20 protein-coding genes are annotated in these 25,891 nt (G+C 67.0%); 13 read left to right on the forward strand and 7 right to left on the reverse strand.

Annotation, left to right across the window (positions count from 1 at the left end; translation table 11 throughout):
* Positions 1–181 precede the first annotated feature (181 nt).
* Both car and gabT read right to left on the reverse strand, forming a co-directional pair.
* A complete protein-coding gene (gene car / locus I2456_RS10410) occupies positions 182–3,700 on the reverse strand; it encodes a carboxylic acid reductase (RefSeq protein WP_085073299.1) in 3,519 nt (1,172 codons plus the stop codon).
* 188 nt (positions 3,701–3,888) lie between these two features.
* A complete protein-coding gene (gene gabT, locus I2456_RS10415) occupies positions 3,889–5,229 on the reverse strand; it encodes a 4-aminobutyrate--2-oxoglutarate transaminase (RefSeq protein WP_085073300.1) in 1,341 nt (446 codons plus the stop codon).
* Positions 5,230–5,461: 232 nt separating this feature from the next.
* Between gabT and yajC the strand changes: the two genes are divergently transcribed.
* From yajC to I2456_RS10445, 6 genes are all read left to right on the forward strand, one after another.
* The gene (yajC, locus tag I2456_RS10420) at positions 5,462–5,812 is read left to right on the forward strand and encodes a preprotein translocase subunit YajC (RefSeq protein ID WP_068165065.1); all 351 of its coding nucleotides are present in this window, start codon (positions 5,462–5,464) and stop codon (positions 5,810–5,812) included.
* 69 nt (positions 5,813–5,881) lie between these two features.
* Positions 5,882–7,645 (forward strand): protein translocase subunit SecD, encoded by a 1,764-nt coding sequence (gene secD, locus I2456_RS10425; RefSeq protein WP_163703818.1) that lies wholly within the window; start codon positions 5,882–5,884, stop codon positions 7,643–7,645.
* A gap of 4 nt (positions 7,646–7,649) precedes the next feature.
* Positions 7,650–8,978 carry a protein translocase subunit SecF gene (secF, locus tag I2456_RS10430; RefSeq protein WP_085072948.1) on the forward strand — a complete coding sequence of 443 codons (1,329 nt, stop codon included), beginning with the start codon at positions 7,650–7,652 and terminating at the stop codon, positions 8,976–8,978.
* Between the two features lie 5 nt (positions 8,979–8,983).
* Positions 8,984–10,669 carry an ABC transporter substrate-binding protein gene (locus I2456_RS10435; RefSeq protein ID WP_082966038.1) on the forward strand — a complete coding sequence of 562 codons (1,686 nt, stop codon included), beginning with the start codon at positions 8,984–8,986 and terminating at the stop codon, positions 10,667–10,669.
* Positions 10,651–11,208, forward strand: a complete 558-nt coding sequence (locus tag I2456_RS10440; RefSeq protein WP_082966037.1) for an adenine phosphoribosyltransferase — start codon at positions 10,651–10,653, stop codon at positions 11,206–11,208. Before I2456_RS10435 ends, I2456_RS10440 begins: the two co-directional genes overlap by 19 nt.
* 216 nt (positions 11,209–11,424) lie before the next feature.
* Positions 11,425–13,794, forward strand: a complete 2,370-nt coding sequence (locus I2456_RS10445) for a RelA/SpoT family protein (RefSeq protein WP_068032341.1) — start codon at positions 11,425–11,427, stop codon at positions 13,792–13,794.
* 9 nt (positions 13,795–13,803) lie between these two features.
* Here I2456_RS10445 and I2456_RS10450 read toward each other — a convergent pair whose 3' ends face one another.
* A complete protein-coding gene (locus I2456_RS10450; protein WP_255322622.1) occupies positions 13,804–15,501 on the reverse strand; it encodes a protein kinase domain-containing protein in 1,698 nt (565 codons plus the stop codon).
* A gap of 47 nt (positions 15,502–15,548) precedes the next feature.
* Entirely contained in the window at positions 15,549–16,430 is an 882-nt protein-coding gene (locus I2456_RS10455; RefSeq protein ID WP_085072947.1) for a peptidylprolyl isomerase, read from the reverse strand.
* 128 nt (positions 16,431–16,558) lie between these two features.
* Here I2456_RS10455 and I2456_RS10460 point away from each other — a divergent pair, with 128 nt between their 5' ends.
* Both I2456_RS10460 and hisS read left to right on the forward strand, forming a co-directional pair.
* Positions 16,559–17,233 (forward strand): MBL fold metallo-hydrolase, encoded by a 675-nt coding sequence (locus I2456_RS10460; RefSeq protein ID WP_068032344.1) that lies wholly within the window; start codon positions 16,559–16,561, stop codon positions 17,231–17,233.
* Positions 17,230–18,492: a histidine--tRNA ligase gene (gene hisS / locus I2456_RS10465; protein ID WP_085072946.1), complete on the forward strand. Its 1,263-nt coding sequence runs from the start codon at positions 17,230–17,232 to the stop codon at positions 18,490–18,492. The genes I2456_RS10460 and hisS overlap by 4 nt, the downstream gene beginning before the upstream one ends.
* Here the strand turns inward: hisS and I2456_RS10470 are convergent.
* Entirely contained in the window at positions 18,410–18,991 is a 582-nt protein-coding gene (locus I2456_RS10470) for a hypothetical protein (RefSeq protein WP_139823021.1), read from the reverse strand. The two genes, hisS and I2456_RS10470, sit on opposite strands and share 83 nt — an antisense overlap.
* 79 nt (positions 18,992–19,070) lie before the next feature.
* On the opposite strand from I2456_RS10470, the gene I2456_RS10475 reads away from it, so the two are divergent.
* Positions 19,071–20,429 (forward strand): HNH endonuclease signature motif containing protein, encoded by a 1,359-nt coding sequence (locus I2456_RS10475; protein WP_163703819.1) that lies wholly within the window; start codon positions 19,071–19,073, stop codon positions 20,427–20,429.
* A 44-nt stretch (positions 20,430–20,473) separates the two neighbouring features.
* Positions 20,474–21,505, forward strand: a complete 1,032-nt coding sequence (locus tag I2456_RS10480; protein WP_085073021.1) for an Rv2578c family radical SAM protein — start codon at positions 20,474–20,476, stop codon at positions 21,503–21,505.
* Here the strand turns inward: I2456_RS10480 and I2456_RS10485 are convergent.
* The gene (locus I2456_RS10485; protein WP_085073032.1) at positions 21,502–23,094 is read right to left on the reverse strand and encodes a purple acid phosphatase family protein; all 1,593 of its coding nucleotides are present in this window, start codon (positions 23,092–23,094) and stop codon (positions 21,502–21,504) included. The genes I2456_RS10480 and I2456_RS10485 overlap by 4 nt on opposite strands.
* Before the next feature lie 99 nt (positions 23,095–23,193).
* Here I2456_RS10485 and I2456_RS10490 point away from each other — a divergent pair, with 99 nt between their 5' ends.
* On the forward strand, positions 23,194–23,634 hold the full coding sequence (locus I2456_RS10490; RefSeq protein ID WP_068031536.1) for a hypothetical protein: 441 nt from the start codon (positions 23,194–23,196) through the stop codon (positions 23,632–23,634).
* Between the two features lie 6 nt (positions 23,635–23,640).
* Here the strand turns inward: I2456_RS10490 and I2456_RS10495 are convergent, their stop codons facing one another.
* Positions 23,641–24,114: a helix-turn-helix domain-containing protein gene (locus I2456_RS10495; RefSeq protein ID WP_085073031.1), complete on the reverse strand. Its 474-nt coding sequence runs from the start codon at positions 24,112–24,114 to the stop codon at positions 23,641–23,643.
* 94 nt (positions 24,115–24,208) lie between these two features.
* Here I2456_RS10495 and I2456_RS10500 point away from each other — a divergent pair, with 94 nt between their 5' ends.
* Together I2456_RS10500 and I2456_RS10505 are read left to right on the forward strand one after the other, a co-directional pair.
* Positions 24,209–24,994, forward strand: coding sequence for an aldolase (locus I2456_RS10500; protein WP_085073020.1), 786 nt, complete (start codon positions 24,209–24,211; stop codon positions 24,992–24,994).
* 11 nt (positions 24,995–25,005) lie between these two features.
* Positions 25,006–25,890: a dihydrodipicolinate synthase family protein gene (locus I2456_RS10505; RefSeq protein ID WP_085073019.1), complete on the forward strand. Its 885-nt coding sequence runs from the start codon at positions 25,006–25,008 to the stop codon at positions 25,888–25,890.
* Position 25,891 lies beyond the last annotated feature (1 nt).

A 25,891-nucleotide genomic window follows, 5' to 3' on the forward strand; every position in this document is an offset into this window, starting at 1 on the left:
ACGCTACGCGAGCCGCACGAGGTGTGGCGCCAATTTTGCTAAATGGCATGGAAGTTCAGCGCCGTCAGCACCTATCAGGAAAGTCATTCATTGATAGCCGTTCCCGGGTGAGAGAACATCCGGGCGCCAAAACACCGATTGCCAGCCCACTTTGGGCTGGCAATCGGAGTGTCGTGCGGTGCTACAGCAGGCCGAGCAGGCGCAAGTCGCTGACGTACTTGGCGATGATGGCGGGGGAGATGTGCGGAATGTCCTTGTCGGGGCCAACTTTGGCGTCCTGCACGGCGGCGCGGAACCGGTCGGTCGGCGCCAGCGATCCCCGCAGCGGCTTCTCCGGCTGCTGGTAGTTGTGCAGCAGCGGCAGCAATGAGGCCTGACGCTGCTTTTCCGGCAGCCCGCGCAGCGAGGTCTCGAACCGTTGCAGCCATTGCCCGTAGTCGGCGATGCGCTGGATCGAGTTGCCGTCCTCGATGAGCCAGTCGACGAACTCGTCCATCCCGATGCCGTCGTCGTAGGGGTTCATGACGTGGTAGGTCTGGAATCCCTCGCCGACGTTCTGCGCGCCCAGCGTGGAGATGGCCTCGGCGATGAACTCGACCGGCAGCCCGTCGTAGTGGGCGCGTTGCCGGTTGCCGTCGGCGTCGAGTTCGTAGAATGAGGCCGGAGCGATGCCCGTGGCGACCAGGCTGAGCATCATCCGGGTGAACATGTCCGGCACGTTGAGCTGACCGGCGTAGGTGGTGTCGGCCAGGATCATGTCGCAGCGGAACACCGCCACCGGCAGCCCGCACAGGTCGTGCGCTTCGCGCAGCAACACCTCGCCGGCCCACTTGCTGTTGCCGTAGCCGTTGGCGTAGTTGTCGTTGATCTGACGGGTCGCGCTGATCTGCCGGATGTCGGCGTCCTCGGTGAACTGGCCCGGCTGGATCTGGTCGCCCACACCGATCGTTGACACGTAGGTGTAGGGCTTCTGCTTGCTGGTCAGCGCGATGCGGATCAACTCGGCGGTGCCCAGCGCGTTGGGGCCGAACAGTTCGCTGTAGGGCAGCACGTGGTTGACCAGGGCGGCCGGGTCGACGATCAGATCGACGGTGTCGGCCAGCCGCTGCCACACCTGGGGTTCCAGGCCCAGGTTCGCCTCGCCCTTGTCGCCGGCGATGACTTCCAGGTGGTCGGCGGCAAGCTCCTGGTAGTGCGCCAGCAGCTTCGGGTCACCGCTGTCGAAGGTCCGGTCCAGCCGGGCCCTGGCCTCCTCGTCGGACTTGGCCCGCACCAGCGCGATCACCTTGCCGTCGACCAGGTCCATGCGTTCCAGCCACTCCAGAGCCAGATAGCGGCCCAGGAAGCCGGTGGCGCCGGTCAGCAGGACCGTGCGCACCTCCGCGGTGGGCTTCGGTAGGTCGCGGGCACCCGCCAGCGTGGCTTCGTCGAGGAACTTGTCCAGCGTCAGGTCACTGGCGTGCACCTCGGTGGCGCCACGCCCGTGCACGGCCGCGAACGAAGGCCGCTTGGTGCCCTGGCGCTCGGCCTCGATGTAGGCCGCGATCGCCTCCAGGTCATTGGCCGGGCTGACGATGACACCCACCGGCACGTCGATGTCGAAAATCTCGCGCAGCAAGTTCCCGAACGTCAGGGCCGACAGCGAGTCCCCACCCAGGTCGGTGAAGTGGGCGTCGGGAGACAAGTCGCTGGCCGCCGTTCCCAGCATCGCGGCCGCGGCCCGGCTGACCGTCTGCAGCACCGGCGCGTCGGCACCGTTGCGCCGCAACTCGGCCAGTTCGTTGGCCTGCCCCTGGGCCAGCTCGGCGTAGAGCGCTTCGAGCCGTTCGCCGTAGTGCTGCTTGAGCTTCGGCCACGCCAGCTTGCGGATACCGGTCAGCAGACCGTTCTCCAGGCTGAACGGCGTGGTCTCGATGAGGAAGTCGCGCGGCACCTCGTAGGACTGCAGGTTGGCCTGCCGAGCCACGGTCTGCAGCGAGTCGGCGATCTTGGGCTTCAGTGTCTCCAGGTCCCAGCGCGCCAGCGCCTCCTCAGTGGGCACCACGACCGCCAGCAAGTAGGGCTGTGCGCTGTTGCCGTAGACGTAGATCTGCCGGATCAACGGGCTGTTGCCGAATTCGGCTTCCAGCTTGGCCAGGGTGACGAATTCGCCCTGCGCCAGCTTGAGCACGTTGTTGCGGCGGTCGACGTAGACGAGGTGGTCGGGTTCGACCTCGGCGAAGACGTCCCCGGTCCGGTACCACCCGTCCTCGTCGAGGACACTGGCGGTGGTTTCCGGGCGCTTGTAGTAGCCGGGGAACATGTTCTCGGTCCGCAGCAGCAGCTCGCCGCGGGGATAGGGGCGGTCGGTGCCGAAGTAGCCCAGGTCCGGGACGTCGACCAGCTTGTAGTCAATGACCGGGGGACGCTGGATCTCACCGTCGAACAGCACCATGCCGGCTTCGGTCGAGCCGTAGCCATCCATCAGGTGCATCTCGAGCAGTGCCTCCACCCAGGCCCGTAGCTCAGGGGAGGTGGGCGCCGAGCCCGTCATCGCGAAGATGTACCGGCCGCCCAGCTGGTACTGGCGCTGCTCGGCCAGGACCTCGGCCTCGATCGCCGTCCGGTCGGCCGCGTCACCGGCTTCGGCGAGGCGGCGCTCGACCTGGCGCTGGAACTCGCCGAACAGCGTCTCCCAGATCCGCGGCACGAAGTTGAGCTCAGTGGGCCGCACCAACTCGAGGTCCTCGAGCAGCGTGGAAAGGTCACTCTTGGCGGCGAAGTAGGCGGTGCCGCCGTTGCCCAACGTGCCGTAGAGGATGCCGCGTCCCATGACGTGGCTCATCGGCATGAAATTGAGCGTGATCGAGGCGGCGCTTTCCCCGAACCAGTTGCGGCTGGACCGGCGCCACATCTTGCCGACGTTGCTCTGCGGGTACATCGCACCTTTGGGGGCACCGGTGCTGCCGGAGGTGTAGATCAGCAGAGCCAGCGGGTCGTCGTCGTCGGACGCGGGGGCCGGCGCGGCGGGCAACCCCTTGCCGCGCTCCACGACGTCGGACAGCGTTTCGACGGCAACCCCCGCGTCGCTCAGTTGTGCACGGGCGTCCTCCACGGCTTCCCGCTCGTCGTCAACCTGCGGGTGGTAGTCGAACACGATCAGCTTCGCGGGCTTGTGCTCGCCGGACAGGATCAATGCGACGGCGTCCCGGAGTTGCGCGACGCTCGAGGCGATCAGGGTGGGCTCTGTCTCGGCGACGATGGGCTGCAGCTGGGTGATCGCGGCGCTGGTCTGCAGAGGAACCGACACCGCGCCGATCTGTCCGAGCGCCATGTCGATGGTCGCGTAGTCGACGCTGTTGAATCCGAGCGCGCACACCCGGTCCCCGGCGCGCACCGACTCGTTGAGTAAGGCGCGCCCCAGCGCCCCGACGCGCTCGCTCAGCTCGCCGTAGGTGAGGGTCTCGAAGCGGGACAGCAACTCCATCGAGGTGCGCCCGGTCGCCGGGTCCTTGACGTACTCCACCACCCGCTGCGCCAAAGCCGGCCGGTCGGCGTAACTATCCAGAACCGTCTGGATGATCTGCGGCAGTCGCATGCCCGGCTGCTCCAGGGCGGCGCCGACTGCCGGGTCCGGAGCGGCGGCTGCGAATTGCGGGTCGTTGGCGATGAGTTGCTCGATGCGGCGCTCCAGGCGCTCGTCGAGAGTGGGAGTTGACATAACTGGTCCTCTAATGACTGGAAGATGCTTTAGGCGTTGCTTGCGCCTCTGCGGCGCTGATCTATAAAACGTTAGCGAAACTAACGGCTATTCCTCAACGGTCACGCCGATCGCGGCGGTGTGAGGTTACCCACGCCCAGTTGCAGAAACCGGCGCGGTGCGTTCTGTCAGGTAACTGCCAGGTGTGGCTAGAGATCACCGAGCAGGCCGGTCAGGATCTCCATGCCTTCGGTGAGCAGTTCGTCGCTGATGGTCAGGGGCGGCAGCAGGCGAATGACGTTGCCGAACATGCCGCAGGTCAAGATCACGACGCCGGCAGCGTGCGCGGCGGTGGCCAGCTGGTTGGTGAGCTCGGGATCCGGCTCGGCGGTGCCCGATTTCACCAACTCGATCGCGATCATGGCGCCGCGGCCGCGCACGTCACCGATGCGGTCGTCGCTGGACTGCAGCCGGCGCAGCGGTTCGGTGATCAACCCCTCCAGGTGTTGGGCTCGCTCGACCAGGCCCTCTTCTTCGATGGTCTCGATGGTGGCCAACGCGGCGGCACAGGCGACCGGGTTGCCGCCGAATGTCCCGCCCAGGCCGCCGGAATGGGGGGCGTCCATGATCTTGGCTCGGCCGGTGACCCCGGAGAGGGGGAAGCCGTCGGCGATGCCCTTGGCGGTGACGATGAGGTCGGGTTCGATGCCGTCGTGCTCGCAGGCGAACATCGCTCCAGTGCGGGCGAAGCCGGACTGCACCTCATCGGCGATGAAGACCACGTCGTTCTGGTGGCACCAGTCCAGCAGCGCGGGCAGGAAACCCTCGGCCGGCACGATGAACCCGCCTTCGCCCTGGATGGGCTCGATGATCACCGCGGCGAGATTGTCGGCGCCGACGTGCTTGTCCATCACGGTGATGGCCCGCGCGGCGGCCTTCTCGCCGTCGGTGGCCAGTTCCTTGTCGATCAATCCGTCCCGGTAGGGATAGGACAGTGGCGCGCGGTAGATTTCGGGGGCGAACGGGCCGAAGCCGCTCTTGTAGGGCATCGACTTGGCGGTCAGGGCCATCGCGAGGTTGGTGCGCCCGTGGTAGGCGTGGTCGAACCCGACGACGGCGGACCGGCCGGTGAAGGATCGGGCGATTTTGATGGCGTTCTCGACGGCTTCGGCGCCGGAGTTGAACAGCACCGAACGTTTCTCGCCGGAGCCGGGCGTGATCCGGTTGAGCGTTTCGGCGACGGCGACGTAACCCTCGTAGGGGTTGACCATGAAGCAGGTGTGGGTGAACTCTTCGACCTGCGCGCGCACCGCGTCGACCACCCGGGGCGCCGCATTGCCGATGGTGGTCACGGCGATGCCGGACCCGAGGTCGATCAGCCGGTTGCCGTCGACGTCCTCGAGGATGGCGCCGCCCGCCCGGGCGATGTAGACCGGCATGCTGATGCCCACGCTGTGCGACACCGCCGCGTTGCGGCGCTTGGTCAGCTCGAGTGATGCGGGACCGGGAATTTCGGTGACCAGATGGCGACTCTGCTCCAGGCTGGCCACGGATCCTCCTCTTCCGCGGCGCGCCAGTCGCGTCGCGGATAAAGCCTAGCTGCTGGCCGGCGTCGGTTGCCGTGCCGAGCGTGCAGCTGGCTTCACGGTCGCGGCCCAGCGTGCGGCTGGCTTCACGGTCGGGCCGCTACCGCCAAGGCGGGTCGCGCGGGGCCGTCGGTTTACGACCTGCGGGAATGGCAGACTGGCCGGTGACTACCGATACGACAGACAGGCGTTTTTGATGGAGAGTTTCGTTCTGTTCTTGCCGTTCCTGCTCATCATGGGCGGGTTCATGTACTTCGCGTCGCGGCGCCAGCGGCGTGCCATGCAGGCCACCATCGACCTGCACGAGTCGCTGCAGCCCGGCGACCGGGTGCACACCACCTCCGGCATGGAAGCCACCATCGTTTCGCTGACCGACGACACCGTCGACCTGGAAATCGCTGAAGGCGTGGTGACCAGGTGGATGAAGTTGGCGATACGCGACCGGATCCTGCCGGACGACGAATTCGATGAAGATGACATCGACGTCGAACCGGCCGAGGAGGCCGGCGCCGATCCCGTCATCAAAGATTCGGGCAAAGAGTCCTGACCGAAGTCGCCGACACGACACGTAGGCTCTGTCGGGGGCAAAACCGATTCGCAAGGAGATATAAGGAACGTGGCATCGTCTTCGGCGCCAGTGCATCCTGCCCGCTACCTGTCGGTGTTCCTGCTCATGCTGGTCGGCGTCTATCTGCTGGTGTTCCTCACCGGCGACAAGAAGGCCAGTCCCAAGCTGGGCATTGACCTGCAGGGCGGCACCCGGGTCACTTTGACGGCGCGTACCCCGGACGGCTCGCGCCCCAGCCGGGAAGCGCTGGCCCAGGCGCAGCAGATCATCGGCGCCCGCGTCAACGGCCTGGGGGTCTCCGGTTCCGAAGTCGTGGTCGACGGCGACAACCTGGTCATCACGGTGCCCGGCACCGACGGCAACGAAGCCCGCAACCTCGGTCAGACCGCCCGGTTGTACATCCGGCCGGTTCTCAACTCGGTCCCGGCCCAAGGCGCGGCGCCGCCAGAACCCAAACCCGCCCCTGCGCCGGCGCCGGGAGCCCAACCGGCTCCGCCCCCTGGTCAGCCCGGTGCGCCCGGGGGGCCGCCGCCAGGACCGGCACCACAGCCGCGGCCCTATCCGCAAGAGCCCACCCCCGCCCCGAGCCCCGCGCCCGCGCCGAGCCCGGCTCCCGCCCCGGCGCCGACGAACGCGCCTGCGGGAGACACACCACCGCCGGCCGACGCGCCCGCGCCGCCGGACCCGCGCAAGGACCTCGCTGAGCGCATCGCCCAGGAGAAGAAGTGGCGGCAAAGCACCAGCCAGTACATCCAGATGGTGGCCCTGCAGTTCGAGGCCACCCGCTGCGACAAAGAGGACATCCTGGCCGGCAATGACGACCCGAAATTGCCGCTGGTCACCTGCTCGACCGATCACAAGACCGCCTACCTGCTGGCGCCGTCCATCATCAGCGGTGACCAGATCGAGAACGCGCAGTCGGGCATGGATCAGCGCGGCATCGGCTACGTCGTCGACCTGCAGTTCAAAGGCCCGGCGGCCAACGTCTGGGCCGACTACACCGCCGCGCACGTCGGCACTCAGACCGCCTTCACCCTGGATTCCCAGGTGGTCAGCGCCCCGGTGATCAATGAAGCGATTCCCGGTGGCCGCACTCAAATCAGTGGTGGGGAGCCGCCGTTCAACGCGGCCACCGCCCGCCAGCTGGCCAACGTGCTGAAGTACGGATCGCTGCCGCTGTCATTCGAATCCTCAGAAGCCCAAACAGTCTCGGCGACACTGGGTTTGACGTCGCTGCGGGCCGGGTTGATCGCCGGCGCGATCGGTCTGGCACTGGTGCTGGCGTACTCGCTGCTCTATTACCGGGTACTGGGATTGCTGACGGCGCTGTCACTGACAGCTTCGGGCGCAATGGTTTTCGCGATCCTGGTGCTGCTGGGAAGATATATCAACTACACGCTGGACCTGGCCGGCATCGCCGGTCTGATCATCGGTATCGGGACCACGGCCGACTCGTTCGTGGTGTTCTTCGAACGCATCAAAGACGAGATCCGGGAAGGCCGTTCCTTCCGGTCGGCCGTTCCCCGCGGCTGGGCGCGTGCCCGCAAGACCATCGTGTCGGGCAACGCGGTGACGTTCCTGGCCGCTGCGGTGCTGTACTTCCTGGCGATCGGCCAGGTCAAGGGGTTCGCCTTCACCCTGGGGCTCACCACCATCCTGGACCTGGTCGTGGTGTTCCTGGTGACGTGGCCGCTGGTGTATCTGGCCTCCAAGTCCCCGCGGATGGCAAAGCCGACCTACAACGGCCTGGGCGCCGTGCAACAGATCGCACGTGAACGCCGCGCGGTGGCTTCCAAGACGGGACGGGGATAGCGCGATGGCGGCAAAAGCCAAGACTGACAAGAGCGATGCTGACACCAAGGCGGTCGAGATCACGGAGGCCACCAAGGAAGCGGCGCCGCTGACCCCCGCGAAGAGTAAGGCGCCCCAGCACAGCTTCCTGTCTCGCCTCTACACCGGCACCGGCGCGTTCGAGGTGGTGGGACGGCGCAAGCTCTGGTACGGCGTGAGCGGCGCGATCATGGCCATCGCGGTGCTCAGCATCATCCTGCGCGGGTTCACCTTCGGTATCGACTTCAAGGGCGGCACGACGGTGTCGTTCCCCGCCTCGGGCGATAAGGGCACGGTCCAGGTCGCCCAGGTCGAAGACGTCTTCAAGAAGACCCTCGGCCACGATCCGGAGTCGGTGGTCACCGTCGGCAAGGGATCGTCGGCGACAGTGCAGATCCGGACCGAAACGCTGTCCAACGACCAGACCGAGAAGCTGCGCAACGCCCTGTTCGACGAGTTCCAGCCGCGAGGGCCCGACGGCAAGGCCAGTAAGAAGGCGATCAGCGACGCGGCGGTGTCCGAGACCTGGGGCGGTCAGATCACCAAGAAGGCCGTGATCGCGCTGGTGGTCTTCCTGGTGCTGGTCGCGCTCTACATCACCGTGCGCTACGAGCGCTACATGACCCTGTCGGCGCTGGCGGCCATGGTGTTCGACCTGACCGTGACCGCCGGCGTGTATTCGCTGGTGGGCTTCGAAGTCACGCCGGCCACCGTCATCGGCCTGCTGACCATCCTCGGGTTCTCGCTCTATGACACCGTCATCGTGTTCGACAAGGTCGAGGAGAACACGCACGGCTTCCAGCACACCACCCGGCGCACCTTCGCCGAACACGCCAACCTGGCGGTCAACCAGACATTCATGCGCTCGATCAACACCAGCCTCATCTCCGTGCTGCCGGTGCTGGCGCTGATGGTCGTCGCCGTGTGGCTGCTGGGTGTCGGAACGCTGAAGGACTTGGCGCTGGTCCAGCTGATCGGCATCATCGTCGGCACCTATTCCTCCATCTTCTTCGCCACGCCGCTGCTGGTCACCCTGCGGGAACGCACCGAACTGGTGCGCAACCACACCCGCCGGGTCGAACGTCGGCGCCGTACCGCCTCGGCCACCGGCGCCGACCCGAGCGAGTCATCCGAAGCCCCGGAAGCCACCGAAGCCATCGAAGCCACTGACACCGCTGCAGCCAACGCGGCCACTGCGCCCGAACCCGCGACGACCAAGGCGGCGACGTCGAGCAAGCCGGCGCCTGGTGCCCGTCCGGTCCGTCCCACCGGCACCCGGCGACCGACCGGCAAGCGAAACGCCGGTCGGCGGTAGCGGCGATGGCCAGCTGGCGTCGGCGTCTTAGGGGAGACCTTGGCTCGTCGGCCGGCTTTCGGCGAGCGCTGTCGGCCATCGCGGTGGCGGCCGTCCTGGTGGCCGGCGCGCTCACCGGCTGCTCGGGTAGCGCGGCCGGTCAAATCGACTACGTGGTCGACGGGACGATTCCCACCTACAACGCCAACACGGTCGTCGGCGCCTCCTCGGCCACAGCGCAGGCGTTCGCCCGCACCCTGACCGGGTTCGGCTATCACGGGCCGGACGGGCAGGTGGTCGCCGACCACGACTTCGGCACCATCTCGGTGGTCGGCGGTGCGCCGTTGGTGCTCGACTACCAGATCGCCGACAACGCCGTCTACTCCGATGGCAAGCCGGTGACCTGCGACGACATGGTGCTGGCGTGGGCGGCGCAGTCCGGGCGTTTCCCCGGCTTCGACGCCGCCACCCAAGCCGGCTACACCGACATCGCCAACGTCGAGTGCGCGCCGGGGCAGAAGAAGGCCCGAGTGTCGTTCATCCCGGACCGCAGCGTCGTCGACTACACGCAGCTGTTCACCGCGACTTCGATGATGCCCTCACATGTGATCGGCGACCTGCTGAGCACCGACGTCACCGCGGCGTTGCTGACCAAGAAGACACCGGTGATCGAACAGATCGCCAAAGCGTGGAACACCACCTGGGACCTCAAGCCCGGTATCGACGTCAAACGCTTCCCGTCGTCGGGCCCGTACAAGATCGAGTCCGTCCTGGACGGTGGGGGCGTGGTGCTGGTCGCCAACGACCGCTGGTGGGGCGCCAAGGCGATCACCAAACGTGTCACGGTGTGGCCGCAGGCGGTCGATATCCAAGACCGCATCAACAGCCGCAACGTCGATGTGGTCGACGTCGCCGCCGGATCGTCGGGCGCCCTGACCACCCCGGACAACTACGAACGCTCCGACTACGCCTCGGCGGGGATTCAGCAGCTGATCTTCGCGCCGCAGGGCGAGCTGGCACAGGCGCGCACCCGGCGCGCGGTGGCGCTGTGCACACCGCGCGACACCATCGCCAAGGACGCGGGGGTGGCGATCGCCAACTCCCGGCTCAGCCCGGCGACCGACGACGCCGTTGCCGCGGCCGACGGTTCCGCCGAGGCCGGCCAGTTCACCCGGGCCGATCCCGTCGCCGCGCGCACCGCGCTTGGGGGTGCGCCGTTGACCGTGCGGATCGGCTATCGGGGACCCAACGCGCGCCTGGCCGCCACCGTGGGTGCCATCGCGAAGGCTTGCGGACCGGCCGGGATCACCGTCTCCGATGTGAGCTTGACGACCCCGGGACCACAGGCGCTGCGGGAAGGCAAGATCGACGCGTTGCTGGCCAGCACCGGCGGGGCCACCGGTAGCGGGTCCAGCGGGTCGTCCCCGATCGATGCCTACGACCTGCACAGCGGCAACGGAAACAACCTCTCCGGCTATTCGAATGCGCAGGTAGACGGCATCATTGGGGCGCTGGCGGTATCCGCTGACCCCGCCGAGCGGGTTCGATTGCTCGGCGATGGTGCGCCGGTACTGTGGGGTGACATGCCGACGTTGCCGCTGTACCGGCAGCAGCGGACGTTGTTGATGTCGAAGAAGATGTATGCCGTGAGCAGGAACCCAACCCGCTGGGGAGCGGGCTGGAACATGGACCGATGGGCTTTGGTGCAGTGACGACTGCTAGCGACATCCCTTCTGTGGCCCAGGTGATTGCGGCGTTGACGCGCGACGTCGCCGACTTCCCCCAGCCCGGGGTCCAGTTCAAAGACCTGACCCCGTTGTTCGCCGACCGGGAAGCGATGAACGCGGTGATTGACGCGTTGGCCGAGATCGCCTCCGGTGCGGATCTGGTCGCCGGCATCGAATCGCGCGGCTCGTTGGTGGCCGCGGCGATCGCGGCCCGGCTGGGCACCGGCGTGCTGTCCATCCGCAAGAGCGGCAAACTGCCGCCGCCGGTGCTGCGTGAGGACTACGAGCGGGAGTACGGCCCGGCCACCATCGAGATTCCGGCCGACGGCCTGGAACTCGCCGGCCTCAACGTGGTGATCATCGACGACGTGCTGGCCACCGGCGGCACGCTGGGCGCGGCCAACCGGCTGCTCGAGCGGGCGGGCGCCAACGTCACCAAGGCGGCGGTGGTGGTGGAGCTTCCGGCGCTGGGTGGCCGCGAGGCGGTGGCGCCGTTGTCCGTGCACAGCTTGAGCCAGGCGTAGGGCCGGGTCCCTGTTCCGGGTCATGGCGGCCAGGGGTGGCGGCGGCGGGCATCGACGGTGAGTTGGCGGTTCCGAGTGTGCGCCCAGGGCGGGATTGCGCCGGTTTTCCCGCCGCGAGTGCACACTCGAGACCGTCAGCGCACACTGGCCCCGTAGCGTCGGAAGCGACGGGCAAGGGAAATTGACGAGATATCCTCGAGGTCGGAGGTGACGACCGTGGCCGACGACCAGACCACAGTGCAGGCTGTTGCGCCCTCGGACGCCAGCGCTGTCGTCGAGGCGGTGCCCGAAACACCCGAGCCGCCCGCCGAAACCCTCAAGACATCGAGCAGCGCATCCCGGCGGGTGCGGGCCCGCCTGGCAAGGCGGATGACCGCCCAGCGCAGCGCGCTGAACCCGGTGCTCGAGCCGCTGGTGGCCGTGCACCGCGAGGTCTACCCCAAGGCGGACCTGTCGATGCTGCAGCGGGCCTACGAGGTTGCCGACCAGCGCCACGCCAGCCAACTGCGCCACTCCGGGGATCCCTACATCACCCACCCGCTGGCCGTCGCCAACATCCTGGCGGAGTTGGGCATGGACACCACGACGTTGGTGGCCGCGCTGCTGCACGACACGGTGGAGGACACCGGGTACACCCTCGAGGCGCTGAGCGAGGAATTCGGCGAAGAGGTGGGGCACCTCGTCGACGGGGTGACCAAGCTGGACCGAGTGGTGCTGGGCAGCGCCGCCGAGGGCGAGACCATCCGCAAGATGATCACTGCGATGGCCCGCGACCCGCGCGTGCTGGTCATCAAGGTGGCCGACCGGTTGCACAACATGCGCACCATGCGTTTCCTGCCGCCGGAGAAGCAGGCACGCAAGGCCCGCGAGACGCTGGAAGTCATTGCGCCCCTTGCCCACCGGCTGGGTATGGCCAGCGTCAAGTGGGAACTGGAAGATCTGTCGTTCGCGATCCTGCACCCCAAGAAGTACGAAGAGATCGTCCGCTTGGTGGCCGGGCGCGCACCGTCGCGCGACACCTATCTGGCCAAAGTCCGCGCCGAGATCATCGCCACCCTGAGCGCGTCGAAGATCAAGGCGACGGTCGAAGGCCGGCCCAAGCATTACTGGTCGATCTACCAGAAGATGATCGTCAAGGGCCGCGACTTCGACGACATCCACGACCTGGTCGGCATCCGCATCCTGTGCGACGAGATCCGCGACTGCTATGCCGCTGTGGGCGTGGTGCATTCGCTGTGGCAGCCGATGGCGGGCCGGTTCAAGGACTATATCGCCCAGCCGCGCTACGGCGTATACCAGTCGCTGCACACCACCGTCGTCGGGCCGGAGGGCAAGCCGTTGGAGGTGCAGATCCGCACTCGCGACATGCACCGCACCGCCGAATACGGCATCGCCGCGCACTGGCGCTACAAAGAAGCCAAGGGCCGCAACGGAGTTCCGCATCCACATGCCGCGGCCGAGATCGACGACATGGCCTGGATGCGTCAGCTGCTCGATTGGCAACGGGAGGCCGCCGACCCCGGCGAGTTCCTGGAATCGCTGCGCTATGACCTTGCCGTCCAAGAGATCTTCGTGTTCACCCCCAAGGGTGACGTCATCACCTTGCCGACCGGGTCGACGCCGGTGGACTTCGCCTACGCGGTGCACACCGAGGTGGGGCACCGCTGCATCGGCGCGCGTGTCAACGGCCGGCTGGTCGCGCTGGAACGCAAACTCGAAAACGGGGAAGTGGTGGAGGTTTTCACCTCCAAGGCGCCCAACGCCGGGCCGTCGCGGGACTGGCAGCAGTTCGTGGTGTCACCGCGCGCCAAGACCAAGATCCGGCAGTGGTTCGCCAAGGAGCGCCGCGAAGAAGCGCTGGAGGCCGGCAAGGAAGCCATGGCTCGCGAGGTTCGCCGCGGCGGACTTCCATTGCAGCGCTTGGTCAATGCCGAGTCCATGTCGGCGGTGGCGCGCGAACTGCACTACACCGACGTCTCTGCGCTCTACACCGCGATCGGCGAAGGGCACGTGTCGGCCAAACACGCCGTGCAGCGGCTGCTGGCTGAGCTGGGCGGCATCGACCAGGCCGAGGAAGACCTGGCCGAGCGGTCCACGCCGACCACCATTCCGCGTCGCCAGCGCAGCACCGACGACGTCGGTGTCTCGGTGCCCGGCGCGCCGGGCGTACTGACCAAGCTGGCCAAGTGCTGCACGCCGGTGCCCGGAGACGCGATCATGGGGTTCGTCACCCGCGGCGGCGGAGTCAGCGTGCACCGCACCGACTGCACCAACGCCGCGTCGCTGCAGCAGCAATCCGAACGCATCATCGAGGTGCTGTGGGCGCCGTCGCCGTCATCGGTGTTCCTGGTGGCGATTCAGGTCGAAGCGCTCGACCGGCACCGTCTGCTCTCCGACGTGACCCGGGTGTTGGCCGACGAGAAGGTCAACATCCTGTCCGCCTCGGTGACCACGTCCGGTGACCGGGTGGCCATCAGCCGCTTCACTTTCGAGATGGGCGACCCCAAGCACCTCGGCCATCTGCTCAACGTGGTCCGCAATGTCGAAGGCGTCTACGACGTCTACCGGGTGACCTCCGCCGCCTAGCGCCGCGAACTAGTCCAGACGCACCGAGGCGATCGTGACGGCGGTTGCCGGGGTTCCGTCCTCTCCGCCGCCCACGATGCCGCCCTTGGCGATCTTCTCCACGACGGCCGTCCCAGCCTCGTCCATGGTGCCGAAAACCGTGTATTGCGGCGGTAATTCGGAGTCGTCGTAGACCAGGAAGAATTGGCTGCCGTTGGTGTCGGGTCCGGCGTTGGCCATGGCGATGGTTCCACGCGGATACAGCATCGGCTGGGTCAGCGCTCGATCACGCGCGGCGAATTGGTTGGTTGGATACTCGTTGGCGAATTCGTAACCGGGGCCGCCGGTTCCGTCACCTTTCGGATCGCCGCACTGCAGCACGCTGAGCGTCTGCGCCGCGGTCAGGCGGTGGCAACCGGTGTCGTCGAAGAACCCCTGCTGCGCCAGACTCACGAAACTGTTGACCGTGCAGGGGGCCTTGTTGTTGGCCAGCTGCAGACCGATAGCGCCCTGATTGGTGGTCATGGTGACCCCCACCTCGGCCGGATCGGTGGGCACCCGGCCGGTTCGTGGCGGCTTGACCGGTCTGGCCGCCGCATCCGTCGAGGGCGGGTACTGACAGTTGGCGCCCACATTGGCCGGCGGCGAAAAAGCCGGCAGCGCAGGCACCTTCGGCTCAGCCTGTGCTGTTCCGGGGACGTCGGTCACCCGGGCGCTGCTCGGCGCCGGCGACGCGGTGTTGTTCGACGTCTTGTGGTCGCGCAGCACGTAGACAGCAACCACGGCCACCACCAAGATCAGCGCCGCCGCCGCGGCGACGCCAACCCAGATCGACCAGTTAGACGCGTGCGGCGGTGCGGGGGCCGGTGGGCTGGGGGCGTGCGGGTTCGGTAACGCGGTGTTTGTCAGCGCCGCACGTGCTGCCTCGGCCAGTTCGTGCACCGACTGGTAGCGAAGCTGCGGATCTTTCGCCATGCCACGGGCGATCACCTCGTCGAAGGCCGGTGGTATCCCGGCTGTGGTGGTCGACGGCCGCGGCGGCGGGTTGTTGAGGTGCGCGCTGATTTGTTCTTCCAGGCTGTCACCGGGGTAGGGGCGCCGGCCGGTCAGGCACTCATAGAGCACGCACGCCAACGAGTACACATCGGCGCGGGGATCGGTGTTGCCCCGGAACCGCTCGGGGGCCATGTAGGCCAGCGTGCCCATGGTGTGTCCAGTGGTGGTGATGGCGGTGTCGGTGGTGGCGCGCGCGATACCGAAGTCGATGAGGTAGACGAAGTTTCGGGCGTTGGCGACCAGGATGTTGGACGGTTTGACATCGCGGTGGACCAGCCCGACTTGGTGCGCGCTGTCGAGCGCCCCGGCGACTTGTTCGACGATCGCCACGGCGGTGGCCGGGTCGAGCCGGCCGCCGTTTTCGGCGATGAACGCGCCCAGGTCGCGCCCTTCGATGAGGCGCATGTCGACATAGAGCCGGCCGTCGATTTCACCAAAACTATGAATCGGCACGATGTGCGGGTCGTTGAGGGCGGCGGCGGTGCGTGCCTCGCGGCGGAATCGATGTTCGAACTCGCGGTCCTCCACCAGGTGGGGCGGCAGGACCTTGATGGCGACGACCCGGTCGGTTTCGGTGTCGTAGGCGCGGAACACTTGCCCCATGCCGCCGCGGCCCAGCAATCCGAGCAAACGGTATCGCCCGAAGGTGGTTTCGGATTCGCTACCGGTCACCGGCGTCCTTTCCGTGTCCTTCCCGCATCCGCCTGCGCGGACGTGCGTTAGTCGAGCAGCACCGACTTGATGGTGACTTCGGTGGCGGGCGCACCGTCCTCACCGCCGCCGGCTACCCCGGCCGCGGCGATCTTGTCCAGGGTGGCCAATCCGTCGGCCTGGATGGTGCCGAAGACGGTGTAGTCAGGCGGCAGCTGTGAGTCCTTGTAGACCATGAAGAATTGGCTGCCGTTGCTGTTGGGGACCCGGGAGTGGGCCATGGCCAGCGTTCCGCGCGGATACAGCACGGGTTGCTGCAGCGCGGGATCGTTGGGCGGGTACTGGTCGGTGGGGTATTCGTTGGCGAACTGGTATCCGGGGCCACCGGTGCCTTCGCCGGTGGGGTCGCCGCACTGCAGCACGCCCAGGTTGGGCGAGGTGGTCAGCCGGTGGCATTTGGTGTCGTTGAAATACCTCTGACCCACCAGGCTCGCGAAACTGTTGACCGTGCAAGGCGATTCGTTGTTGGCCAGCATGATGCCGATATTGCCCTGGCTGGTGACCATGCTGACGCTGATGGACGCCGGGTCGGTGGGGATCTTGCCGGTGCGCGGCGGCTTGGCCGGCTTGGCTGCAGGCTGCTGTGACGGCGGGTACTGGCAATTCGCTCCCACGTTGGCCGACGGCTTGAACGACGGCAACGGCGGGGCGGCTCCCGGAGCGGGTGCCGACGTGGTCGCCGACGAGGTGGGACTCGCCGACGGCTTGCTCTTGTCGTCGTGCTTGGTGACGACCAGGGTGATCACCACCGCCGCGATCACGGCCACCGCCGCGACCGAGCCCCCGATGATCGCCAGCTGGCGGCGCCTCTTGGCTTGCTTGGCGCGGCGCTCCAGCTGCCGTTCGAGTTTGCGCTTGGCGTTCGCACGGCGCTGCTGATTGGTGGGCACGGCCGATGTCCTCCCTGCTGTCCGGTGAATCGGGCCGAGTGGCCAGCCCAGGCTAATGTGGGCGCTGCGACCCGTGTCAAGTGGCCCGCGGTCGGGCCGCATCGCGCGGAGATGGGAAACTGGGCAGCGTGTTGATCACCGGATTTCCCGCGGGGTTGCTGCAGTGCAACTGTTACGTGCTTGCTGAGCGCCCCGGGACCGACGCGATCATCGTGGATCCGGGGCAGCGTGCGATGGGTCCGCTGCGGCGCATCCTCGACGAGAATCGGCTGACCCCGGCTGCGGTACTGATCACCCACGGCCATATCGACCACATGTGGTCGGCGCAGAAGGTCTCCGACACCTTCGGCTGCCCCACCTACATCCATCCCGAAGACCGCTTCATGCTCAAGGACCCGATTTACGGCCTGGGTCCGCGAATGGCCCAGCTGGTCGCCGGTGCGTTCTTCCGGGAACCCAAGCAGGTCGTCGAGCTGGATCGCGACGGCGACAAGATCGATCTGGGCAGCATCTCGGTCAACGTCGACCACACGCCCGGGCACACGCGCGGATCGGTGTGCTTTCGCATCCTGCAGGCCGCCGAGAACGACGCCGACGTGGTCTTCACCGGCGACACCCTGTTCGAGCGCTCAGTGGGCCGCACCGATTTGTTCGGGGGCAGCGGCCGGGATCTGCTGCGCTCCATCGTCGATAAATTGTTGGTGCTCGACGACACGACCGTGGTACTACCCGGGCATGGCAACTCGACCACCATCGGCGCCGAGCGTCGATTCAATCCGTTCCTCGAAGGCTTGAGTCCGTGACGGAATTCTCGGCCCCCAAAGGCGTGCCGGACTACGTCCCGCCGGATTCGGTGCAGTTCGTCGCCGTGCGTGACGGTCTGCTGGAAGCTGCCCGCCGCGCCGGGTACGGCCACATCGAGTTGCCGATCTTCGAGGACACCGCGCTTTTCGCCCGCGGCGTCGGCGAATCCACCGACGTGGTGTCCAAGGAGATGTACACCTTCGCCGATCGCGGCGACCGCTCGGTGACGCTGCGACCCGAGGGCACCGCCGGGGTGGTGCGCGCGGTGATCGAACACGGGCTGGACCGCGGCGGGCTGCCGATCAAGCTGGTTTATGCCGGCCCGTTCTTCCGCTACGAACGCCCGCAGGCCGGACGATACCGCCAATTGCAACAGGTCGGCGTCGAGGCGATCGGCGTCGACGATCCGGCGCTGGATGCCGAGGTGATCGCCGTGGCCGACGCCGGGTTCCGGTCGCTGGGCCTAGACGGGTTCCGTCTGGAGATCACCTCCCTGGGTGACGAGACCTGCCGCCCGCAGTACCGGGAACTGTTGCAGGACTTCCTGTTTCGGCTCGATCTCGACGAGGACACCCGGCGGCGCGCCCAGATCAACCCGTTGCGGGTGCTCGATGACAAGCGACCCGAGGTACGCGCGATGACCGCCGACGCGCCGGTGCTGCTCGATCATCTCTCCGATGGCGCCAAGCAGCATTTCGACACGGTGCTGGCTCACCTGGATGCGCTCGGGGTGCCCTACGTCATCAACCCGCGCATGGTGCGCGGTCTGGATTACTACACCAAGACCACATTCGAGTTCGTGCACGACGGGCTAGGCGCACAATCCGGCATCGGCGGCGGCGGGCGCTATGACGGCCTGATGTGTCAACTCGGCGGACAGGACTTGTCCGGCATTGGTTTTGGGCTGGGGGTGGACCGTACTGTGCTGGCTTTGCGCGCCGAGGGCAAGAGCGTGGGGGAGACCGCCCGCTGCGAGGTGTTCGCGGTGCCACTGAGTGACGCGGCGAAGCTGCGACTTGCGGTGCTGGCTGGCCAATTACGTTCGTCCGGTGTGCGGGTCGACCTTGCCTACGGTGATCGTGGGCTCAAGGGAGCGATGCGGGCGGCCGACCGCTCCGGTGCTCGCCTCGCGTTGATCGCCGGGGACCGCGACATCGAGGCGGGGACCATTGGCGTCAAGGACCTTGGGACGGGGGATCAGGTGTCGGTGGAATCCGATTCTGTTGTGGCAGAGGTTCTTTCGCGGCTAGGTCAGTAGGCTTCTTCATGGCCGTCCTGGCCAGGACCACCGTCCCGGCGAGCATGAGGACGACGCCCGCGCCGATGCCTGCCAGTGGGACGGTGAACTGCTCGGCGCCGATGTACTCGCCGACGGCATAGCGCGCATCGGCGGGGCCGGTGCAGCTGACCGCATAGTTGCCGTCGGCCTGAGGGGTGAAACGGTAGACCGCTCGCCATTGTGTCGGGCGCAGCCGGAAGTCGTAGGGGGACAGGTTCGGGGTGGGCAATGGGGCCGCGTATATGGTGCAGCGCACATCATGGCCGGAGGAGCCCTTGGCGTAGATCGTTTTCGTTTCACCGGCCCGCACCCGCAGCATCGATCGCTGCCCGTCGCTGAAGACCTCGACATCGGTTGGCACTCGGGTGGTGATTCGCTTCGCGGCGGTGGCGAACAGGATCATGGTGAGGAGCGCGCCGACGATGAGGAGCGCCGCGCCCAGGGCGTAATGGAGTCGGCGTCGCTTGTCTGCCTGCATGCCAAATATCTTGTGCCACTTCTGTTTCAGGAGCAACAATGCACGGCGTTTTGTCGGTGGGTGCTCGTATTATTCGAACATGAGTTCGAGTACGCGGGAGGAGATCGGTGAGGTCTTCGACGCGCTCGATGCCGACCTGGATCGCTTGTGTGGTTTGTCGTTTGATGCGTTGACCACTCCGGAGCGGTTGCGGTTGTTGGAGCGGTTGGAGCGGGTGGCGCGACGGTTGCCGGCGGCGCGCCATGAGTTGATCAATCAGCTCGCCGCCCAAGCCGGCGAGGAAGAACTGGGTGGTCGGTTGCCTGCGGCGTTGGCGTCGCGGTTGCGGATCACTCGCGGTGAGGCCAGTCGGCGGATCGGGGAAGCCGCCGATCTCGGTGCGCGCCGCGCGTTGACCGGGGAGGCGTTGGCGCCACAACTGACCGCCACGGCGAAGGAGCAGCGCGCCGGCCGAATCGGGGACGGGCACGTGCGGGTCATCCGGGATTTCGTCAAGCACCTGCCGGCCCATGTGGATGTGGAGACGCAGGAGAAGGCCGAAGCCCATCTCGCGCGCTTGGCCGGTCAGTACCGGCCAGACCAGTTGGCCAAACTCGCCGAACGCCTGATGGACTGCCTGCACCCGGACGGGGACTACACCGACGACGACCGCGCGCGGCGCCGCGGGGTCATGTTGGGTAAGCAGGACGTCGATGGCATGTCGCGGCTGACGGGCTATTTGACCCCTGAAGCGCGCGCCGCCCTGGAAGCGGTACTGGCGAAACTGGCCGCCCCGGGCATGTGCAACCCCGACGACGACACCCCGTGCGTCGAAGGGGCGCCGTCCGAAGACGCGGTCCGCCACGATCTGCGCTCGGCGGCCCAACGCAACCACGACGGGATGCTGGCCGCGTGTCGGGCCCTGCTGTGCAGCGGTGAGCTGGGCCAGCACAACGGCCTACCCGCCAGCATTATCGTCACCACCACCCTGCGCGACCTCGAAGCCGCCGCCGGGAAAGGCTTAACCGGCGGGGGCACGCTGCTGCCCATGTCCGACGTCATCCGGTTGTCCCGCCACGCCCACCACTACCTGGCCATCTTCGACCGCGGCAAAGCCTTAGCGCTGTATCACACCAAGCGCCTGGCCTCCCCGGCCCAGCGCATCGTGTTGTACGCCAAAGACCGCGGCTGCACCGCACCGGGCTGCGACGTCACCGGCTACTACTGCGAAGTCCACCACGTCATCCCGTATGCGCAATCCCGCACCACCGACATCAACCAACTCACCCTGGCCTGCGGCGGCCACCACCCCCTCGCCGAACAGGGCTACACCACCCGCACCAACACCCGAGGCGACACCGAATGGATCCCCCCACCACACCTGGACCACGGCCAACCCCGCACCAACACCTACCACCACCCCGAGGAGGCCTTGCTGAAAACAGGCGACGACCCGTGACGGCGACGCTTGACAGTGCATCGAACTAGTGTTCGACTGATGGTATGCGTTGGGCTGACCAAGCCGTTGCGGTGAACGGCACACCGGTCGACGACGGCGCGCTGCCCGGACTGCAGCGGCTCGGCCTGGTCCGCAGCGTGCGGGCGCCGCAGTTCGACGGCATCACCTTCCATGAAGTGCTGTGCAAGTCAGCGCTGAACAAGGTGCCCAACGCCGCCGCGCTGCCGTTCCGCTACACCGTCAACGGCTACCGCGGCTGCTCGCACGGCTGCCGCTACTGTTTCGCCCGCCCCACCCACGAGTACCTCGACTTCGACTGCGGCACCGACTTCGACACCCAGTTGGTGGTCAAGACCAACGTCGTCGAGGTGCTGCGCGGGGAACTGCGTCGGCCCTCGTGGCGGCGCGAAACCGTAGCGCTGGGCACCAACACCGACCCCTACCAGCGGGCCGAGGGCCGCTACGCACTGATGCCGGGCATCATCGGCGCCCTGGCCGCATCTGGCACGCCGATGTCCATCCTGACCAAGGGCACCCTGCTGCGCCGCGACCTACCGTTGATCGCCGAGGCCGCGCAACTGGTGCCGCTCTCGGTGTCGATCTCGCTGGCCGTCGGTGACCCCGACCTGCACCGCGACGTCGAGCCCGGTACGCCCACGCCTCAAGCGCGGATGGCGCTGATCACCGCCATCCGCGACGCCGGGCTGAACTGCCATGTGATGGTCGCGCCGGTGCTGCCGTATCTCACCGACTCCGTCGAGCACCTCGACGGGCTGCTGGGCCAGATCGCGGCCGCCGGTGCCACCGGCGTAACCGTGTTCGGTCTGCACCTGCGCGGCTCGACCCGCGGCTGGTTCATGTCGTGGCTGGCGCGCACGCATCCCGAGCTGGTCGCCGGGTACCGCGAGCTGTATCGACGCGGCGCCTACCTGCCGCCGCACTACCGCGACATGCTGCGCGACCGCGCCGCACCGCTGGTCGCCAAATATCGGCTGAACGGGCGTCATCATCGCGAGGTGCCCGCGGTCGCCGAAGCCGCCACAACGCCCGAACCCCTACAGCCGACGCTGTTCTAAGCGCGGCGCGGCTTGCTCAGCGTGAAGTGGTCCACCTCGGTGACCGCGCCGAACGGTCCGCTGACCGCGTAGTAGGTCGCCGTGATCGACGTGTTGCCGCCCGCCGGACCGGGATCGACGTCGAAAGCGACGAAACCGTACGGGTGCTCGCGGTCCCGAAACGCCGACCAGGGCGCGTCCTCCTGCACATAGATCGGCGCCTTGTGCCGCAGCGCCGGATCGAAATCACCGACGCCGGTGACCACGCGGCAACGCGGTTGGGGGAAGAACATCGCGTTGCTCGGATTGGCGGTGCCACCGCCGCCGATCACCAGATGCACCGTGCCTTTGGTCGGGTCGATGAGGTCGGTGCGGGTACTGACCGGGATGGGCGTGCGGGTGTCGGTGGCCATCGTCCCGCGCAGCGGATGGGACCGTTCGTAGTGGTGTTCGTGGCCGCACACCACCAGGTCGACCTCGTACTGGTCGAACAGCGGCAGCCATTCTTGGCGGATGCCGAGGTCGGCGCCGTTGGTGTGGTCGGCGGTGGAGATCGCCGTCTGGTGCATACAGGCAACTACCCAGTCGATCGCCGGGTCGCGGCGTGCGGCGGCGAGTTCGCTTTGCAGCCAGCGCTTTTGCTCGCCACCGGAGTAGCCGTGCACGTAGGAGTTGCCGGCGTCCTGAAAACAGATGTCGTCGTTGTTCAAGACGATCACCCGCACCGAACCCGCGGTGATCGAGTACCACAGGCCGCGTAACTCCTGGCTGGCGCCGGAATCGGGCACGGCGAAGTAGGTCTGGTAAGCGCCGTATCCGATGGGGCCGTTGCCCAATTCGTTCTCGTGATTGCCCGCGGCCGGCATCCACGGCCGGTAGCGGGCGGAGCGGGTGTTGTTGTCGAACCAGTCCGACCAGGTGCGGATCCGGTCTTGCGCCAGGTTGGCATAGCACAGGTCGCCGTTGACCAGATTGAACAGCGGCGCCATGCGTTCGATGGCTGTGGTGGTGTCACCGGCCACGGGGGAGCCGTTGTTGTCGTTGACGTACTTGCCGTTCACCAACTTGCCCAGAGTTGGCGTGCCTTGGTCGCCGAAGCTGGTGAACCGGAACGGTTTTCGGCCCGACGGCGCGGTCCGCACGGTGCCGAGCGCGGGGTCGGTGCCGTCGTGCACGGCGGCGTAGACGTAGTCGGTGTCCGGATTCAATCCGCTGACGCGGGCGTGGTTCACCCGAACTTCGGTGTTGGACTTGGCATCTCGATAGGTTCGTGTTTCGGCTGCTACCACCTCACCGAACCCGGAGGTCGGACTGCCCCACATGACTCGCGGATTGCGCACGGCGTCGGTGGTGTGCCAGGACACCACCACGTCGGTGCTGGCGTTCCTGCCGAACTGCAGGTGCAAACCGTGTACCGGCGGCGCCCCGGTGCGATCGGGTTGGGACCAGACGTCCGGGCTGGCCGACCGTGCTCGAAGCAACGCAACGCCGCCCGCGCCGACACCCGCACCGATCACGGCGGAGGCCGCGCTGGTGGCCAGTAGTCTGCGGCGGCTGATTCCACTCGGGGCGGGACTTCCCTCCTCGGCCGGGGGCACCTCGTCGCTCATGCCCTGCTTCATACCCGAGCCAGGCAACCCCCCGGTAAACGCGCTGCTGGCGCCCGCGGCCGCAGCAGCACGGGTAACGAATCCGGTAGCGTTTTCGATATGACGAACGTGCGAATATTGGCAAGCGCGGTCGCGATGGCGCTGGTTGCAGCGGTGGTGGGGCTCATCGCGCCCGCGACCTCATACGCGGATCCGGCCGGACATCAAGTGACCTACACCGTCACCACAACCGGCAATCTGACCGGCAACGTGCGATACATGAGCAGCGATCCGCCCAGCCAGGCGGCCTATGACGCCAACTCGTCGCAGTTCATGACCACCGCGCCGGCGACCTTTACCGCCGACCAACCGCTGGTGTACACCGCCACGCTGGCGAACCCGAACCAGTGGGCGATCGTCAGCGCCAGCGGCGGCTGTCACTGGCCGGACTGCGGCTCGGGCAGCACCCCTGAACTGCACTGCCAGATCGCCGTGGACGGCCAGGTGGTGGTCGAGCAACGGGCGACGACCGGGGTCACCTGCTCGACGCGGCCCTGGTAACTGGACTCAGCGTCTCCCGGGATCGGCATGGGCGACCACGATCACCTCTGCCGGCTGCTCGTCGAGCGCCCTTAGTTTGTGGCTGACGGACGCATCGAAGTACGCGCTGTCGCCGGCGTCGAGCGTGATGGTCGTATCGCCGTACACCAGTTCCACGCGGCCCTGGTGCACGAACACAAATTCCTGCCCGGCGTGCTCGGGATGGGGATCGTCCGCAGGCCCGGCGGTCGGCCGGACGACGAAGGGCGACATGGACTTTCCCAGCAACGGTGACGCCAGCACCCGGTAGCGGTCGCCGATGCGATGGGCCGCGCGGTCGACGGTGATCTTCTCCTCGGCCGTTTCGTCGGAAAACAACCGCCCGACATCGACGTCCAGTGCGCGGGCGACCTTGAGCGCCACCGCGCTCGACGGCGTGCTCTGGCCGCGCTCGATCTTGGAGAGGTAGCTCTTCGTCAGCCCGGTTTGGGTGGCCAGCATGTCGAGTGTCAAGCCGCGCTGCCGGCGGACGGCGCGTAGTTTCACCGCGGCACCCCCAATGACACAAAGTTTCCTATTGAGTACAGTGTGTCACATGGCGAGCACTTTCACCGACTCCAAAGCTGAGCTGATGCGACGGGCGCAGGATCGGCTGGCCGCCCACGACGCCGAGTCGCAATTGAGCACCAGGCAAAAACTCGCCCTGACGTGCCGGGCGTTGTTCGACGCCGGACACGACTCCGGATTGGCCGGCCAGATCACCGCGAGGGCCGAGCAGCCCGGTACCTACTACACCCAGCGCCTAGGTCTTGGCTTCGACGAGATCACCGAAGACAATCTGCTGTTGGTCGACGAGGACCTGAACGTGCTCGACGGCGACGGAATGGCCAACCCTGCCAATCGCTTTCACAGTTGGATCTACCGCGCCCGCCCCGACGTGCAGTGCATCGTGCACACTCACCCCTTCCACGTGGCGGCGCTGTCGATGCTCGAGGTGCCACTGGTGGTCTCACACATGGACACCACCCCCTTGTACGACGACTGCGCGTTTTTGCCCGACTGGCCGGGGGTTCCGGTCGGCAACGAGGAGGGCGCCATCATCACCGCCGCCCTGGGCGACAAGAAGGCGGTGCTGCTCGCGCATCATGGCCAAGTCGTCGCCGGCGCCAGCATCGAAGAGGCGTGCTCGCTGGCGGTACTGATCGAGCGCGCCGCCAAACTGCAGCTGGCCGCCATGGCCGCCGGTACGGTCAAAGAACTTCCGGAAGCCTTGGCGCGCGAAGCCCACGATTGGACGCTCACGCCGGCCCGGAGCCGGGCCAACTTCGCCTACTACGCGCGCCGCGCATTGCAGCGCCATCCCGACGCCCTGACCAGCTAAGGAGCTCATCTGTGTCCGAGACGCCGAAGATCCGCGGCATCATCGCTTATCCGGTAACAACATTCGCGAGCTCGGGCGGCATCGACACCGAGCGCTTGGCCGCCCTGGTGGAGAAGCTGGTCTCCTCGGGAGTCCACGCGATCGCCCCGTTAGGCAGCACCGGCGAGTTGGCCTACCTCGACGAGGCCGAGTTCGACACCGTCGTCGACACCACCATCGCGACCGTGGCCGGGCGGGTGCCGGTGGTCACCGGTGTCTCAGATGTCACCACGGCCAAGACGATTCGGCGCGCCCAGTATGCGCAACGCGCGGGCGCCGATGCCGTGATGATCTTGCCGGTGTCGTACTGGAAGCTGTCCGAGCGCGAGATCGCCCAGCACTACCGCAGCATCGGCGAGGCGATCGACATACCGATCATGGCCTACAACAACCCGGCCACCAGCGGCGTCGACATGAGCCCGGAACTGCTGGTCAGCATGTTCGAGACCACCGACAACCTCACCATGGTCAAAGAATCCACCGGTGACCTGTCCCGGATGCGGCGCATCGCCGAACTCAGCGGGGGCCAGTTGCCCTTCTACAACGGCAGCAACCCCTTGGTGCTCGAGGCGCTCAAGGCCGGCGCATCCGGATGGTGCACGGCGGCACCGAATCTGCGGCCACAACCGTGCATCGACCTCTACCAGGCGGTGCGCGCCGGCGACCTGGAGAAGGCCCAGGTTCTCTACGACGACCTCAAGCCCTTGCTGGAATACATCGTCGCGGGCGGACTGGCCACCACGGTGAAAGCCGGCCTCGACCTGCTCGGCTTCCCGGCCGGAGACCCGCGGGCACCACTGCTGCCGCTGGATGAGCAGGGCCGAAAAGAGTTGCAAACCCTTCTGACTGGCGAATAAG

This window comes from Mycobacterium kubicae (genome assembly GCF_015689175.1).
GTDB lineage: Bacteria > Actinomycetota > Actinomycetes > Mycobacteriales > Mycobacteriaceae > Mycobacterium > Mycobacterium kubicae.